This is a genomic window from Streptomyces sp. NPDC057963, from assembly GCF_042887155.1.
Classification (GTDB): domain Bacteria; phylum Actinomycetota; class Actinomycetes; order Streptomycetales; family Streptomycetaceae; genus Streptomyces.
This window is the reverse complement of the sequence record NZ_JBHVPX010000007.1, coordinates 301,782-316,261: the sequence shown is the minus strand read 5'-3', so window position 1 is coordinate 316,261 and position 14,480 is coordinate 301,782. Positions and strand designations below refer to the sequence as shown.

Here is a 14,480-nt window from a genome sequence, read left to right as displayed (position 1 = left end):
CCATGGACGGGTCATGATCTGCGGCGGCGAACGTGAAGCGCATGAACTTCCTCAGGACGAACCCCCGCTCCACCGCCCGGTTGCGCATGGCCACCCTCGTGGCCGTGCCCGTACTCGCCTTCTCCGTCGCCTGCGGCAGCGGTGACGGCAGCTCCGGCGGAACGAAGAAGGACGACGCGATCGCCGACGTACCGGACGCGCCGGACGCGAGCGCGGCGAAGGGCGGGGGCGAGGGCGAGCCGAGTGCCCCGTCCGCGGGCAAGAGCGCCTTCTACGACGCCCAGATGAAGTACGTCCAGTGCATGCGCGTCAAGGGCGGCTACAAGGACTACCCCGACCCCAAGCTCAGCGGGTACCTCGACTGGGCAAAGATCGAGAAGATCGCCTCCCGGCCGGGCCAGAACGAAGCGTACAAGGGCGGCAAGAACGGCGTCTGCGCCACCGAGCTCCAGGCCGCCATGACGGCCGAGCCCAAGCGCGACCAGCAGAAGGCCTACGAGTCGATGCTCGCGCACGCCCAGTGCATGCGGGACAACGGCGTCTCCAGGTTCACCAACCCGACCATGAACAGCGGCAACGCCCAGCCTGGCGGCGACCCGAACCCGGCGTCCCCGTCCATCGACACGACGTCGCCCTCGTACAAGAAGGCCCGCGAGGCGTGCAAGTCCAAGCTGCTCGACGGTCTGGACGGCATGCAGTGAAGCGCCGCACCGCCTTCTTCGCGCTCGGTGCGGCGGCCGTCGCAGCCGCCGCCACCGGGGGATTCCTGTTCCTCGGCGGCGGCGGCGACCCGGGCGCCTCCGGCAGGAGCGGCGACCTGCCGCCCGCCACCGCCGCCGTCGTACGCACCGACCTCGTACAGTCCAAGACGGTCGACGGCAGGCTCGACTTCGCGCAGCGCCGCCCCGTCAAGTCCGCCGTCGAGGGCACCGTCACGGTGGCCGCTTCCGAAGGGAAGACGGTCACGAGGGGGCAGGCACTGTACGAGCTGAACGACAAGCCCGTCACCCTGCTCTACGGGCCGGTCCCGATGTTCCGCGAGATGAAGGTGGGCGACCGGGGCAGCGACGTACTCCAACTGGAGCGCAATCTGCGCGATCTGGGGTACGGGTTGTACGCCGACACCCGGTACGACAAGGACACCGAGGCCGTCGTCAAACAGTGGCAGAAGTCCCTGAACCGCGACAGCACCGGCAGGGTCGGCAGGGGCGACGTCGTCTTCCAGCCCGGCCCGGTCAAGGTGGTCTCCGCGGACGCGGCGCTCGCCGACCAGGTCGGCCCGGACGAGCCGGTCCTGACGATCGCCTCCACCAAGCCCGTCGTCCGGGCGAAACTGGACCAGACCGACGGCCCGCTCACCTCACGGGGCACCAAGGTCGAGGTCACCCTGGCGAGCGGGAAGACCGTGGCCGGCCGGGTCGACGGGACGGTTCGCCCCGAGGGGCCCGCCGCCGGGGACGGTGCGGGCGCCACGGAGGGGATCACCGTCGAGGTCGTCCTGGACGGCGGTGTGAGCGCCGCGTCCGGTGAGGACGCCAAGGCGTCGGTGAGCGTGAAGTTCGTCAGCGAGGCGCACAAGGGAGTCCTCGCGGTCCCCGTCGAGGCGGTCGTCGCCCTGCGCGGCGAGAACGGCGGCTACGGTCTCCAGGTCGTCCGGGGCGCCACCTCGAAGATGGTGCGGGTGGAGACGGGCATGACCGCCGACGGGCAGATCGAGGTGTCGGGCCCGGACGTGCGCGAGGGCCTGAAGGTCGGAGTGGCGAAGTCATGACGTCCACCCCGGTGATCGAACTGCGCAACGCCACCAAGTCGTACCCCGGTGGCGTCCACGCCCTGCGCGGAGTGGATCTCACCGTCGAGGAGGGCGAACTGGTCGCCGTCGTCGGCCCGTCCGGCTCCGGCAAGTCCACGATGCTCAACGTCGTGGGCACCCTCGACAAGCCCACCACGGGCACCGTCCGGGTCGCCGGGTACGACGTGTCCGCACTCTCCGACTCCCGGCTCTCCGCACTGCGCGCCCGCCACATCGGCTTCGTGTTCCAGCACTTCCACCTGGCGGCGGGGCGCGACGCGGTGGACAACGTCGCCGACGGACTGCTGTACGCGGGCGTACCGCTGAGGCAGCGGCGCGCACGGGCGCGGGAGGCGCTCGCCAAGGTGCGGCTGGACCACCGCTACTCGCACACGCCGAACGAGCTGTCCGGCGGCGAGAAGCAGCGCGTGGCCATCGCCCGCGCCCTCGTGGGAGACCCCCGGCTGCTGCTGGCGGACGAACCGACCGGGGCGCTGGACACCGCGTCCGGCGAGCTCGTCATGGAGCTGCTGCACGAGCTGAACGCGTCCGGCACCACCATCTGCGTGATCACCCACGACAACGAGATCGCGGACTCGCTGCCGCGCCGGATCCGCTTCAGGGACGGCGAGATCGTCTCGGACTCGCGCTCCAGCTCGCGCTCCGACTCATGTACCGGCTCATGTACCGGCTCGCGTTCCGACTCGTGTACCGGCTCGCGTTCCGGTGCGTACGCCGACCCCCTTACGGAAGAGGCCGGTTCATGAGGAACGACCTCAAGCCCTCCCGCCTCTCCCCCCGCGACATCCTCCGCGTCGGCGCGGTCGGCCTGCGTGCGCGTCGCGCGCGCGTGGTGCTCTCGGCGCTGGGCATCGCCATCGGCATCGCGACCATGGTCGCGGTCGTCGGCCTGTCCGAGTCGAGCCGCGCGGACCTGATGGCCCGGCTCGACCGCCTCGGCACCAACCTCCTCACCGCCGAGGCGGGCCAGGACGCCATGGGGCGGGAGGTCGAGCTCCCCAAGAACGCGGTCGCGATGGTCGAGCGTGTCGGCCCGGTGCAGCACGCCACGGCCACCGCCGACATCGACGCCCGCATCCGCCGCAGCGACGTGGTCCCCGAGGAGCGCACCGCCGGCGTCACCGCCCAGGCGGTCCGCATCGACCTGCTGTCCGCACTCGGCGGCGAGGTCGACCGGGGCGCCTGGCTGGATCCAGCCGGCGAACGCCTCCCGGTGACGGTCCTCGGCGCGGTGGCGGCGGACCGCCTCGGCATCACCCGCACCGGTGAGACGATCATGATGAACGACACGCGGGTGGTCGTCGTCGGCATCCTCGCACCGCTCGAACTGGTCCCCAACCTGGACCGCGTGGCCATGGTCGGATTCCCCGCCGCCGAGCGCCACTTCGGCTTCGACGGCCACCCCACCACCGTCTTCGAGCGCTCCACGGACGCCTCGGTGGAGGACGTACGGGCGATCCTGGCCCGTACCGTCAGCCCCGGCAACGAGGCGGCCATCAGGGTCTCCCGTCCCTCGGACGCGCTGGCCGCCAAGGCCGCCACCGACGAGGGCCTGACGACCCTGATGCTCGGCCTGGGCGCGGTGGCCCTCCTGGTCGGCGGGGTGGGCGTCGCCAACACCATGGTCATCTCCGTCCTGGAGCGCCGCCAGGAGATCGGCCTGCGCCGCTCACTGGGCGCGACCCGCAACGCGATCCGGCTCCAGTTCCTGACCGAGTCGCTGCTGCTGTCGGCGCTGGGCGGGGCGACGGGCGCGCTGCTGGGCGCGGCGGCGACGTACGGCTTCGCGCGGGTCCAGGGGTGGACGGCGGTGGTCCCGCCCTGGTCCCTGGCGGGCGGACTGGCCGCCACCGTGCTGATCGGCGTGGTCGCGGGCCTCTATCCGGCGATCCGCGCCTCCCGTCTCCACCCGACGGTGGCCCTGAACGCGACGTGAGGCGACGGCGTACGGGGCGCTCCTGAGGAGTCCTCCCGAGACGGCGACGTGCTTACGGGGCCCTCCGGGGGGGGCCTCCCGAGACGACGGCGTACGGGGCCTTCCTGAGGCGGCGCCCCGTACGCCGTCACTCGCCCCACGCGGCGCCCCCCCTTCCCTCAGCCGCCAGGGTCGGACGGACGAGACCGGCGCCAGGCCCCGCTGCGCGGTACCGCCGGCCCTCTTGCCGCAGCCGTACGCGCGGTCCCGCCGCGTCACCCGCCTCACCGGATTGGCTTTCCCGGACGGGTTTTTGTATCGTGATGGAACAAAGTAGCCTCCGCCCGCCACCCCCTGACCGGCGGGCGAGGCTACTTGTTCTGCTTGCTTCGCCGGATACGTCCGGCGTCGCCTCAATGGCAGTGGACTTGGCGAGCAACTGCTCGCGCCGGGTCTTGATGCGGTCGCGGGCAGCCCCGTAGACGCCGGGCGGGTAGTCGCCCGGGTTCACGGCGCGGTCGGCCTGGAGCCTTGCCAATCCATCCTGAAGCTTCACCAGCTCCCCTTGTGGTCGAGCCCGCTCACGAGCCGCACGGGCTCCGCCCTTGGCTACGTCGCGCCGTTGGCGGGGGATGACCGGCGCTGCGGCGTCGGCCCCTTCAGCCACGATGTCCGCAAGCCATTCGAGGGTTTCGCGCTCGACCCGGTCGCGGGGGATCTGGCCGCCTTTGCATCCGGTGCCACCGGTCCGGATGCAGTAACTGCACCGAAAGCTGTAGCCGTTCATTTTCCCGTGCTTCGGGCTGACACCCTGTGAAGCCGCCATGCCCGGCCGGCAGTCGCCGTGCCTCATGAGTCCGCTGTGCGCATACGTTGCGTTCCGTGCGCGCGGAGCAATGACCTTGATCTACCGCGTGATGGTCCGTCTTGAGCGGATCGAGCAGCAGGGAGATGAGCACCCCGCACACCTCGCCCGCATTGACCACGAGCTGCACCCGAACAGCGGGGCGTCACTTCGGGACGCGGTCGACCGCGTTGACGTTCGGACGCAGCGGCTCGCCGCAAACAGCCCCGACGGCTGACCGCACGTCCCGTCGCCCGGTCATCGGGCGGCGGGACGTTTCGTCGTGCTCATTGGCACTCCAGTGGGGTCGGCCACGGCCGCACTCCCATCCGCGCCGATACGGTCGCCGCTACAGGACCGCGATAGTGAAGCTGGAGGACGCGGGCAGGCCGTCCTTGAGGGTCACCACGGTGATGGCGTCCCTTCGGCTGCCACACGCTGTGGTGGGCTTCCCGATCGTCTCGACGCTGTCGGCGTGGATCCTGGCATTGGCCAGGATCAGGGCGTTGGACAGGTTGATGTCGGCATTCGGGTTGACGATGACGCAGTAAAGGCCCTCGCCGACCTGGAAACTGTCAACCACGTTCTTCTGCCTCAGCAGTTCGCCGCGGAAGTCCACATCAGCTGCGGCTCTGGCGTTGGGGGCGACGATCTCGGCGGGTGCCGCAACGGCCTGAGAGGCGAAGACTGCCGACAGAACAGCAGCTCCTGCGAAGACAGCAGTGGTACGGCGCATGACGTCACTCCAGGGGTCGGCTCGCAGCACGGATGCGCCGCGACGTGATGGGATGCCGACGACGCTAATGTGGGAAGCTGCGGCAGAACGCCGGACTGCCCGAGGAGTCGTCTCATCAGGTGCCCTCTGATTGCGCCTTCCGGCGCAATCAGAATCTCGTATGGCTACCTGGCCAACCAGAGTCCCTGGTCAATAACCTGGCCCCCCACCAGAGACGGGTTTCGCCCCTTCCCGCCGCGCGCGGGGAGGGGCGGTTTCGTGCGTCTGGGGTCAGTCGAGCGGCGTGGACTGGTGCGCCGCGGCAATGGCATCGATCCGGGCCGCCAAGTCGAAGTCAGCCTCGGTCAGCTTGTAGTCAGCGTCATGCGTCGTGACGGCAATGCGCAGGTGGTCAATCCTGAGGTCGATGTCTGCATGGTGGCCGAGGCGGCGTTCCCGGTCGGCGATGTGCACGATCACCGCCACCCCTGCGTGATACCGGACGTTCACCCGTCGCGTGATTTCGTCCCCGTCACGAGTCCACTCCGGCAACTTGGCCAGCCGCGCCTCAATTTCCTCGTCCGTCAGCGGCTTCGGTACGTCTGCCACGTCATCCCCTTTCGGTCACGGGCTCCAGGATTTCCGCAAGATCGCGGCCGACCGGGGCATCCTGCCACGGCCGCATCGCCCGCTCCAGGGTGACCAATTCCCGCCGCATTCTGGCCGATCGGGTCTCTACCGCGATCATCGCCACGGTCCGAGCAATCTCCACCGCCTGATCCGGCTCCCAAGCAGTTGCCGCAGCTGTCGCCTGCCGAGCCATGTACACCCCCCGGTCGCGGCGAGCGGTCTCCGGGACGATAGCGAGGACCTGCAACCACAGGGCACCCGCCTCTGCACCGAGGCCGAGCCGTCCGTAACAGGTGGCCCGCTGTACTTCGAGGTAGCCGGGGGTCCGGCGACAGGCGTTGCCCCAGGGCAGATCATCGTCCACGCGCGGCAGCAGTCGGCCGGCCTGGTCAATGAGCTGGTCGACCATGTGCCGTTCCCCGGTGAGGCTGGCACCGTGCGCCTGCTGCTGCATAGCCAGGCGGGCGGTACAGCGATCTGGCGATCCACCATCACGCAAGGACTCCTGCATGGGCAATCAGAGACACCATCAAGGGCGGCGCAGTCCGCCATCGCAAGGGACGTCAAGAACGCATCCACGCCCGACGACCCCACACGAACGCAGGGCGCGGTAGCTGACCGGCACATCCGGCAGCACACCCCTGGCAGCGTGTACGGAGAATTCACGGATCCTCCGGAATGAGGGGTGGCCCCTACTCGCGGACAAGGTCGGACAGCAGGGTCCGGCACGGAGACCTGCCCCAGCAGCGGGCAGCCCACTCTGTGACCTGGCTGAACAGCCGGAGCCGCGGCCGCAAGCCCGGTCGGGGCAACGCCACATCTCCGGATTGGCCAGAGCGGCACTCCCTTTGTATCTTGGTGGAACAAATACGCCACACGTAGAGGACGGCCCCCTTGCCCAGGTCAGAGACCATTGGTGTTTTTAAGGCGTTGCTCCTCGACATGGATGGCACCCTCGTGAACTCCGACGCCGTCGTGGAACGCTGCTGGCGGCGCTGGGCACTGCGGGAGGGGCTGGACCCGGAGGCCACGCTCAAGGTGGTTCACGGACGGCAGGGGTACGCCACGATGGCGGTGCTCCTTCCGGACCGCCCGATGGAGCAGAACCACGCGGACAACCGGGTGATGCTCGCCGAGGAGACCGCCGACACCGACGGCGTCGTGCCGGTCGCCGGCGCGCCCGCCTTCATGGACGCGATCGCCGCGCTCCCGCACGCCCTGGTCACCTCGGCCGACGAGGCGCTGGCCCGTGCCCGGATGACCGCGTCCGGACTGCGGATGCCCGCCACCCGCGTCACCGCCGAGAGCGTCGGCGCCAGCAAGCCGGACCCCGAGGGCTTCCTCAAGGGAGCGGCCGAGCTGGGCTTCGCCCCGGCGGACTGCGTCGTCTTCGAGGACTCGGAGGCGGGCATCGCGGCGGGCCGGGCGGCGGGCATGCGCGTGGTGGGCGTCGGCCCGCGGGCCGCGGCATTCTCCCCCGACGCGCACGTCGAGGACCTGACCCAGCTCCGGGTGGAAGCCGCGGCCGACGGTTCGATCCGGCTGCACATCAGCGCGCGCTAGCCGATCCCCGGCGACCGACGGCCCCGGCGGCCCCGGCGGCCCCGGCGGCCCCGGCCGAGGCGGCCATCGCCGCGCCGTCGCTCCGGCGCCCCCGAGTCCCGGTGCAGCCGCCCCCGCGCCACCAGTTCGAGTACGACCGCCACGGCCACCGCCTGTACGGCCATCAACGCCACCAGCACGAACAGCTGCACGGCGCCCGCCTGGACCGGTGAGGCGCCGCCCAGCAGCATGCCCACGAAGGCGCCCGGCAACGTGACGAGCCCCACTGTCCGCGTCTGATCGAGCCCCGGCAGCAGCGCGTCCGCCGCCGCCGGACGGGCGATCTCCAGTCTCGCGTCACGGTCGAGCAGCCCGAGCGCCATGCCCGCCTCCACCTCCCCGCGCCGGGTCGTCAACTCGTCCAGCGCCCGCCGCCCGCCGAGCACGGTCGCGGTCAGCGCACCCCCGATGAGGATTCCGGTCACCGGGATCAGCGCGATGCCCCGGGCCTGGACGAGTCCGGTGAGCAGCAGCAGGGCGACCACCGGCGCGACCCCCGCCCCGATCGGCAGGGCCACCCACCACCAGGTGCGGTTACGGGTGATCCGGCGGCCCGCGGTCCATACCGCCACGGCGTACATCAGCGCGACGAACGCGAGCAGCGGCGGCAGCGAACGGACCACCCAGCCGATGAGCAGAGAAACCGCGGCGAGCTGGGCCGCGGCCCGCAGGCCGGCCAGCAGGATCTCGCGCGACCGGCCCAGCGAGGCCAGGGCGGCGACGGTGGCCGCCGCCGCGAGCAGCAGGGCGAGGACGACCCCGAGCGTGATGTCGACCGGAAGCAGCACACCGTAACCCTACGACCCGACCGGCTCGGGTCACAGGCACGAACCGGCCCACCACACAGGCGAATTGTCGGCACATCAGCACGTACGCCCGCGCAGATGCGGACGTACGCCCCCACGCTCCAGTCCTGTTGGTCAGAACCCTTGATGTGACGTGCCCATGTCGCCACCCTGTTACCTGGCGCCCACCCCACGGAAACCTTGCGCCGCCACGATGGCCGGGCCCCACGGGTCGCCCGTCCAGGATCCCCCCACATCAAGGGAGTTCGCATGTCAGGTGTCTACGCGCGTCGCATCGCTGTCGTCGCCGCATCCGCCGCACTCGCCGCATCCACCGGACTGCTCACCGCCCCCGCCGCCCAGGCAGCCATGCCCACCCCGGTCTCCGCGTCGACCGCCCGCACCTATCTGAGCGAGCTGACCGTGTCCGCGGAGGGCTCGTCGTCCGGCTACAGCCGCGACAAGTTCCCGCACTGGATCACCCAGTCGGGCGCCTGCAACACCCGCGAGGTCGTCCTCAAGCGGGACGGTACGAATGTCACACAGGACTCCAGCTGCGCGGCCGTCAGCGGCAGTTGGTACTCGGAGTACGACGGCGCCACCTGGACCGCCGCCTCCGACCTGGACATCGACCACATGGTCCCGCTCGCCGAGGCCTGGCGGTCGGGCGCCAGCAGCTGGACCACCGCCCAACGCCAGGCGTACGCGAACGACTTGACCCGGCCGCAGCTCATCGCGGTCACGGACAACGTCAACCAGGCCAAGGGCGACAAGGACCCGGCCAAGTGGCTGCCTCCGCGCACCGCCTACCGGTGCACGTACGCCCGCGCCTGGGTCCACGTGAAGCACTACTACGACCTGACCGTCGACTCGGCCGAGAAGAACGCGCTGCAGTCCATCCTCAACAACTGCTGAACCGCCGCACCCCCTCCTCCGCCGTTCCGCACCGTACGGAGCCGCGCACACCGCACGGCTCCGTACGCGTATTCCGGGACGAGGCCGGGATGACACGGAGAGGGCGCAGGGAGGGCGCGGAGATGTCGCGCGGAGGGCGCGGGGCCGGGCACGGGGAGGCGCGTTTTCGGCCGAGTACGGCCGCCCACGAGGAGGACCCGCGCCGCCCACAGGCCCGAAGAACGGCGACGGGCGGCGCTCGGCGCCGACACGGCGCACCGGGTGCGCGGGGCGCCCCCCATCCGGCCCCGGGCCGCGTGTCCCCTCCCCCGACCGGCGTCCCGCCGCCGCCGCTCCCGTCACCGCCCGCCTCCGGCGCGGAGCGGTGGCACACGGCACAGCGCCTCGGGAAGGCCGGCGGGGCCGCCCGCACCCTTGAGTTGACCTGCGCACCCTGCCCACCGCCGCACGACACGGCCGCCACCACCACCCGACGCAGCCGCCGGGACCGTTCGGAGCCGGCTTCCGTCGCGGCCAATCAGCTCATGCCACTCGCCCCCTCATGGCCGGAAAGCTGCGCTGCCATTGGTTCAGGCCAGAGCAGCGAAGGAAGGTGCGCAGCTGGGGGCGGTGCCCAATTGAACCCTGACTGACAACCACGGGGCGATTTTCAGCCGGTCGACAGAATGTTGAACTTGCAAGCATTGGTGAGGTTTCCCTAATCTTGGGCACTCAATCGGTTCACGTCCCCACCAGACCGAAGGAGCCCTCCCCCCATGCACGCACGTTTGAATCATGCTCAGCCCTACGCGCTCGGCCTGTTCCGGATCGTCGTAGGCCTGCTCTTCGCCTGCCACGGCGCCGCCTCACTCTTCGGTGTCCTCGGCGGCGCGATGGGCGGCGGCTCCATACCCGCCGGAACCTGGCCCGGCTGGTACGCGGCGGTCATCCAGCTCGTCGGCGGCAGCCTGGTGGCGCTCGGCCTGGGCACCCGTAGCGCGGCCCTGATCTCCTCCGGCTCCATGGCGTACGCGTACTTCAAGGTCCACCAGCCCGAAGCGCTCTTCCCGCTGCAGAACGGCGGCGAGCCCTCGGCCGTCTTCTGCTGGGCGTTCCTCCTGCTGGTCTTCACCGGCCCCGGCGCACTGGCCCTGGACCGGCTGTTCAGCCGGGGCGCCCCGGAGCGCAACGAGGACCGCGCGCATGAGCAGGCACCGGCCGTGACGGTCTGACGGCCGCGACGGTCTGACGGCTGTGGCCGTATACGTCCGACGACCGCGACGACTGCGGCAGCCGTAACGGTCCGACGGCTGTGGCGGACCATGACGGTCGGCCGCATCGGCCTCACAGCCGCAATGGCCCGCACGGCCCGCCTCTCGCGGACCGGCCCTTCCGCCCACGGGCCGGTCCGCGAGGGACGTTCCTCACGCACAGCCGGAACCCTGTCTTCCCATTTCCGGGCGTACGTGACCTTCCCAACATCGTCCGTATTTATGGATCACCCGATCAGCGTCAGGCGTACGCTGTACAGCTGGCCCTGCCGCTCCTGCCGCTCCCCTGCGACGTCGCGGCGTTGTTCCGAATCGGGGAGTAGTAGGTGCTTGAGAGTGTGGGCGCGCTGGCCGGCAGCCCATGGATCTACGCCGTGGTCGCCCTCTCGGTGCTCCTGGACGTCTTCCTGCCCGTGCTGCCCAGCGGAGTCCTGGTGATCACCGCCGCAACGGCGGTCGCCGCCGGTTCGACGACCGTCGCGGGTGCGGCCTCCGCGACGAGCGCCGCCGAGCAGGCTTCCCAGGTGCCTTCACTCCTCGCGCTGACCCTGTGCGCGGCCGCCGCCTCCGTTCTCGGCGATCTGGTCGCCTACCGGCTGGCCTGGCGCGGCGGCGAGCGCCTGGACCGGGCCATCGCGCGCTCCCGCCGTCTCACCTCGGCGCAGGAACGCCTCGGCGCCGCCCTCGCCCGGGGCGGCGGCATCCTCGTCATCATTGCCCGCTTCGCCCCGGCCGGCCGCTCGGTCGTCTCGCTGGGCGCGGGCGCCGCTCATCGCAAGGTGAAGGAATTCCTGCCCTGGTCGGCCCTGGCGAGCGTGGCCTGGGCCGGCTACAGCGTGGGCCTCGGCTACTTCGGCGGCCAGTGGCTCGGCGCGACCTGGGTGGGCACGGCCGTCTCGGTCCTCGCCCTGTTCGTGGCGGGTGCCCTCGCCGCGTACGTCATGCGCCGCCCGGCCGCCGCGGCTGCTCAGGCAGCGGCGACCGCGACGGCCACTACGGCGTCCTGACGGCACCCCGTATCTCCAGACCGTCCAGCAGTCTGGCGGTCGCCCCGGCGATCTCGGCGACCGCCCGGTCGAACACCTCCTGATTGTGCGCGGCCGGAGCACGGAAGCCGGACACCTTGCGCACGAACTGCAGGGCGGCGGCCCGGATCTCCTCCTCGGTGGCCTCTTCGGGGAGGGCGGGCGGGCGAAGGGTCTTGATACTGCGGCACATGCCCCCAGTGTGACCCGAGCCACTGACAACGCCCGAGGCGATCTCCTGCCGACGGCCGCGCCCCGCCCCGCATCGCCTCACCTCGCCCCGCCCCGCATCGCCTCATGGCACCGTCACTACGCCTCACCGCTCACCGCTGCCGGCCCCTTGCTCCCCGTTCCGTTCGACGGCGGGGATCTCGTACGTACCGTCGAGGATCTCCGGCCCCGGTTCATAGAGCCTGAGCACCACGCGAAACTCCCCCGCGGGCGCGGGCAGCCGGTTCGCCCCCGCGACCGGACCGGCAGGCCGCTCCCTCCCGAGGTGAATCGTCAGGGAACCGTCCACGTCGTGCACGAGGCCCTGGGTGCGGTCACCGACCGAATACCGCGCGGCCGGGTTCTCCACGGCGCGGTGGTCCCGCGTGCCGTACGTGGTCATGGACCAGAACGCCCCGACCGGCGGCTGCCGTTCGAAACGCAGTACATAGGAGTGGGCACCGTTCAGACGCTCACCCTCTGCATCGCGGCAGGTGTGGGCGTACACCGCCTCGTAGCCGTGACTCCCCCACAGCGCGTTCCGCGCCGCCACCGCCCTGGTCAGGTAGGAGGCCTCCCGGTCCGCGATCCGCCACTGCGGGGAGTCGATGGTCCCGACGCCGTGCCGATCGAGGGCGTAGTCGAAGAGATGCGGATCCATCTCCCAGCCGCCGCCCGCCGCCGAGGACCGGCTCGCCCCCTCCACCCGCGCCCTGCCCCGTGCCAGGCCCTCGGCCAGTGCCCGTACGAGGCCGGGGCCGGCGGACGCGTACGGCGACGGCCCCTCCTCCAGCAGTCCCAGCGGCTGGAACCGGTCCTGATACGCCTGGTCGGCCGTGGACGGCGGGAAGTCGGCCATCCACACCCTGAGCCGCTCGAAGAACCTCAGCGACTCCGGTACGTCGGGATCGGGCGCCGGCAGACCCGTGCGGTGGACACCCGGCTCGACGTGCGCGAGGGAGAGCTGTGCCTGAAGCGCGCGGGCCCGCTCCATGTCGTCCGGACCGTCGCAGGCGCCGCGCCCGATGACGGAGACGACGGAGGTCGGTGCGTCGATCACCCCCCGCACCCCGTCCGGCACACTGCCCGCCCAGCCCGGCGGTACGACGAGCCAGTCACCGGCCTCCGTACCGGTGGCACGCCGGCCGACGTACGCGAAGTTGTTGGTCCAGGCGTCCACGAACTGCAGCACGTAGTACGCGCCGCCGGTGTCGGGGACATGGAGGAGGACCGGACCGCCGGACAGGTCGAGGTGGGCGAGGGAGTGGACCGTGTCGTCATCACCGACCGACACGGAGTGCCCGGCGGGCGGCTCCGGTCGACCGGAATGCGCGAAGTGGTTGAAGGGGGCGGGCGGCAGCGAGCCGGAGCCCGTCCGCATGAAGTCCTCGACCGTCGACAGGCCATGGACCAACGGGCAGCCGTAGACGTATGCCTCGGCGGCAAGAGCGACGCATTCTTCCGTGTTCTTCTCCGACACCGCAGTCCTCTCCCTCACACGCCTGCTCACTCGGGCTCGGTCACGCGCTCACTCACGGCGAGGGCCTGGGGAAGACCCTGCGAGGGCCCGGCGAGGACCGCGCTTCCCTCCGCGGGGAGGCCCGGTCGGGCCCCGTATGGCCGGACTCCCGTACGCCCGGACGCCCTTACCCCTTACCCCTTACCCCTTACGCCCTTACGCCTCAGATGACCGCCTTCGAAGTCTCCGTGCACAGAGCCCAGATCACGAACGCGTCGATGGCGATGGAGATGATCGCCCAGATCGGCTGATACGGGAGCCAGATGAAGTTGACGATCAGGCTGATCGCGGCGAGCACCACACCCGTGGCACGGGCCCAGGTAGCACCCTTGAGGATGCCCCAGCCGACGCATCCGAGCACGATGCCGAGAACGAGGTGGATCCATCCCCATGAGCTCACGTCGAACTTGAACGTGTAGTTCCGGACGTGCGCGTAGACGTCGTCCGAGGCGATGCCGGAGATGCCCTTGATGACGCCGAGGACACCGTCGACGAGAAGCAGCACGCCGGCGAACATGATCCCGCCGGCCGCCCAGGGGTCGATGTCCCCCTGAGCCGGCGTACGGGACGGGCCGGGCGTGGACGCTGAGTGTGCCATGGGAACCCCTTGACCGGAGCGGGACTGCGAGACAGAACCGACCCTGCGCGGGACCTTCCCGGGCAACCACCCGGACACACCCATACGGGTGGCACGCCGAGAAGCACCACGCTCGGGCTGCGGTCCCGGAAACCGCGGCACCTCCGCGACCCCCGGCCTCGCGCCGGGCGGATCCGGTGGCGTTGCGCGCCCGGCTGCCGAGGGTGATCGTCCGGCGACGCGACGGTGGTGCGGCTGCGGCTGCGCCAGGCCGAATCTAGACTGACCGATGCCCGAAAAGCCCCGAATGAGGGAGATGCTCAGCATGGCCAAGCGAGGAAACAAGCGTCGCGCCCGCAAGAAGAAGAAGGCCAATCACGGCAAGCGCCCCAACGCCTGACCCGACCGAGTACCGAGTCCGCCACGGTCGACGGGGCACATCACCCGCGGTGCGCCCCGCTCCGTGAAGCAGTCGACGCGCCGCGCGCCGACGTCTTGGCGGCGCATGCCGACGGCCTCGCGTCTACCGACGGCTTTGCAGCGCATGCCGATGTCTTGGCGGCGCACGCCGATCTCTTCGCCGCGCATGCCGACGGCTTCGCAGCACGTGCCGATCGCTCAGGGGTGCATACCGACGCTTCGAGAGGCCGGCGCGAACAGACGTCGGCCTCCTGAAAGAG

17 protein-coding genes are annotated in these 14,480 nt (G+C 70.9%); 10 read left to right on the top strand and 7 right to left on the bottom strand.

Features of this window, described 5'->3' with window-relative positions:
* Positions 1–41 precede the first annotated feature (41 nt).
* The 5 genes from ACFVT1_RS19255 (at position 42) to ACFVT1_RS19235 (ending at position 4,810) form a co-directional block, all read left to right on the top strand.
* A complete protein-coding gene (locus ACFVT1_RS19255) occupies positions 42–701 on the top strand; it encodes a hypothetical protein (RefSeq protein ID WP_389796713.1) in 660 nt (219 codons plus the stop codon).
* Positions 698–1,771: a peptidoglycan-binding protein gene (locus ACFVT1_RS19250; protein WP_389796711.1), complete on the top strand. Its 1,074-nt coding sequence runs from the start codon at positions 698–700 to the stop codon at positions 1,769–1,771. Before ACFVT1_RS19255 ends, ACFVT1_RS19250 begins: the two co-directional genes overlap by 4 nt.
* Positions 1,768–2,559 carry an ABC transporter ATP-binding protein gene (locus tag ACFVT1_RS19245; RefSeq protein ID WP_389796710.1) on the top strand — a complete coding sequence of 264 codons (792 nt, stop codon included), beginning with the start codon at positions 1,768–1,770 and terminating at the stop codon, positions 2,557–2,559. The genes ACFVT1_RS19250 and ACFVT1_RS19245 overlap by 4 nt, the downstream gene beginning before the upstream one ends.
* Complete coding sequence (locus ACFVT1_RS19240; RefSeq protein ID WP_389796708.1) at positions 2,556–3,749, top strand: ABC transporter permease; 1,194 nt, start codon at positions 2,556–2,558, stop codon at positions 3,747–3,749. The genes ACFVT1_RS19245 and ACFVT1_RS19240 overlap by 4 nt, the downstream gene beginning before the upstream one ends.
* A gap of 875 nt (positions 3,750–4,624) precedes the next feature.
* Complete coding sequence (locus ACFVT1_RS19235; RefSeq protein ID WP_389796706.1) at positions 4,625–4,810, top strand: hypothetical protein; 186 nt, start codon at positions 4,625–4,627, stop codon at positions 4,808–4,810.
* Between the two features lie 111 nt (positions 4,811–4,921).
* Here the strand turns inward: ACFVT1_RS19235 and ACFVT1_RS19230 are convergent, their stop codons facing one another.
* From ACFVT1_RS19230 to ACFVT1_RS19220, 3 genes are all read right to left on the bottom strand, one after another.
* Entirely contained in the window at positions 4,922–5,308 is a 387-nt protein-coding gene (locus tag ACFVT1_RS19230; protein ID WP_389796704.1) for a hypothetical protein, read from the bottom strand.
* Positions 5,309–5,578: 270 nt separating this feature from the next.
* The gene (locus ACFVT1_RS19225; RefSeq protein WP_389796702.1) at positions 5,579–5,896 is read right to left on the bottom strand and encodes a 4a-hydroxytetrahydrobiopterin dehydratase; all 318 of its coding nucleotides are present in this window, start codon (positions 5,894–5,896) and stop codon (positions 5,579–5,581) included.
* 1 nt (position 5,897) lies between these two features.
* Complete coding sequence (locus ACFVT1_RS19220; protein ID WP_389796700.1) at positions 5,898–6,326, bottom strand: hypothetical protein; 429 nt, start codon at positions 6,324–6,326, stop codon at positions 5,898–5,900.
* Positions 6,327–6,829: 503 nt separating this feature from the next.
* On the opposite strand from ACFVT1_RS19220, the gene ACFVT1_RS19215 reads away from it, so the two are divergent.
* The gene (locus ACFVT1_RS19215; RefSeq protein ID WP_389796968.1) at positions 6,830–7,480 is read left to right on the top strand and encodes an HAD-IA family hydrolase; all 651 of its coding nucleotides are present in this window, start codon (positions 6,830–6,832) and stop codon (positions 7,478–7,480) included.
* On the opposite strand, the gene ACFVT1_RS19210 is transcribed toward ACFVT1_RS19215, so the two are convergent.
* Entirely contained in the window at positions 7,477–8,307 is an 831-nt protein-coding gene (locus tag ACFVT1_RS19210) for an ABC transporter permease (RefSeq protein WP_389796697.1), read from the bottom strand. The genes ACFVT1_RS19215 and ACFVT1_RS19210 overlap by 4 nt on opposite strands.
* Positions 8,308–8,574: 267 nt before the next feature.
* On the opposite strand from ACFVT1_RS19210, the gene ACFVT1_RS19205 reads away from it, so the two are divergent.
* From ACFVT1_RS19205 to ACFVT1_RS19195, 3 genes are all read left to right on the top strand, one after another.
* Positions 8,575–9,219, top strand: a complete 645-nt coding sequence (locus ACFVT1_RS19205) for an HNH endonuclease family protein (protein ID WP_389796694.1) — start codon at positions 8,575–8,577, stop codon at positions 9,217–9,219.
* 755 nt (positions 9,220–9,974) lie between these two features.
* Positions 9,975–10,430, top strand: a complete 456-nt coding sequence (locus tag ACFVT1_RS19200; RefSeq protein ID WP_389796692.1) for a DoxX family protein — start codon at positions 9,975–9,977, stop codon at positions 10,428–10,430.
* 365 nt (positions 10,431–10,795) lie between these two features.
* Positions 10,796–11,476: a DedA family protein gene (locus ACFVT1_RS19195; protein ID WP_389796690.1), complete on the top strand. Its 681-nt coding sequence runs from the start codon at positions 10,796–10,798 to the stop codon at positions 11,474–11,476.
* On the opposite strand, the gene ACFVT1_RS19190 is transcribed toward ACFVT1_RS19195, so the two are convergent.
* The 3 genes from ACFVT1_RS19190 to ACFVT1_RS19180 form a co-directional block, all read right to left on the bottom strand.
* Complete coding sequence (locus tag ACFVT1_RS19190) at positions 11,463–11,687, bottom strand: DUF2277 domain-containing protein (RefSeq protein ID WP_389796688.1); 225 nt, start codon at positions 11,685–11,687, stop codon at positions 11,463–11,465. The genes ACFVT1_RS19195 and ACFVT1_RS19190 overlap by 14 nt on opposite strands.
* 123 nt (positions 11,688–11,810) lie before the next feature.
* Positions 11,811–13,184 carry a DUF1254 domain-containing protein gene (locus ACFVT1_RS19185; RefSeq protein ID WP_389796687.1) on the bottom strand — a complete coding sequence of 458 codons (1,374 nt, stop codon included), beginning with the start codon at positions 13,182–13,184 and terminating at the stop codon, positions 11,811–11,813.
* 202 nt (positions 13,185–13,386) lie between these two features.
* Entirely contained in the window at positions 13,387–13,821 is a 435-nt protein-coding gene (locus ACFVT1_RS19180) for a hypothetical protein (protein ID WP_389796686.1), read from the bottom strand.
* A 304-nt stretch (positions 13,822–14,125) separates the two neighbouring features.
* Here ACFVT1_RS19180 and ACFVT1_RS19175 point away from each other — a divergent pair, with 304 nt between their 5' ends.
* Complete coding sequence (locus ACFVT1_RS19175) at positions 14,126–14,200, top strand: 50S ribosomal protein bL37 (RefSeq protein ID WP_100661309.1); 75 nt, start codon at positions 14,126–14,128, stop codon at positions 14,198–14,200.
* Positions 14,201–14,480: the final 280 nt, after the last annotated feature.